Origin of the sequence: Pseudomonas sp. K5002, assembly GCF_013386655.1 — a bacterium.
In the GTDB taxonomy this organism is placed as follows: Bacteria; Pseudomonadota; Gammaproteobacteria; order Pseudomonadales; family Pseudomonadaceae; genus Aquipseudomonas.
Genome location: NZ_JACARK010001642.1, coordinates 1 through 593, shown reverse-complemented (window position 1 = coordinate 593; position 593 = coordinate 1). Strand labels below are relative to the sequence as shown.

1 protein-coding gene is annotated in these 593 nt (G+C 62.2%); it reads left to right on the top strand.

The genetic code is table 11. From position 1 onward, the window contains the following. Positions 1–243: 243 nt before the first annotated feature. Positions 244–593: LysR family transcriptional regulator (locus tag HX846_RS38445; RefSeq protein WP_178967606.1), on the top strand; the 350-nt coding region annotated here is incomplete at its 3' end.

The following is a 593-nucleotide window of genomic DNA, read 5'->3' as shown; positions in this document are numbered from 1 at the left end:
CGCGCGTGTGCGGCGATCTGCTGGGCCGCTGCCAGGCTCAGGATTGCCTTGTGGGCAATGCTTGCCGGGGCTTTTGCGGCCAGCGCTGCGGGCACGGTGCAAAGACCGGCAAGCACCAGGACCAATGATTTGACGAACATGGGAAAGCCTCTCTACTGTGAACGTACCGCGAGCTTATCCCCGGCAGGTGGCGTCCTTGTTAGGCGCCATACAGAATTTCATTACCTTTGAGCTAATCCTGTGATGGAAATACGTCATTTCCGCTACTTCCTGGCGGTTGCCCGGCAACGCAATTTCACCCGTGCTGCCGAACAGCTGGGTATCGCGCCGCCGACCCTGAGCCGGCAGATCCAGGACATGGAAGCCACCCTCGGTACGCGCTTGTTTATCCGCCGCCAGCGCGAGGTCAGCCTGACCGAGGCGGGCGCGGCCTTGCTGATCGAGGCAGAGGCCACCGTGCGCCAGTTCGAGTTTGCCCAACGCAATGCCCAGCGCGCCGGGCGTGGCGAGATCGGTCATATCGAACTGGGTTATGTGGCGTCGGCGGTGTATTCGGGGTTGTTGCAGCGCCAGGTGCAGTCGTTCTGCGCGGA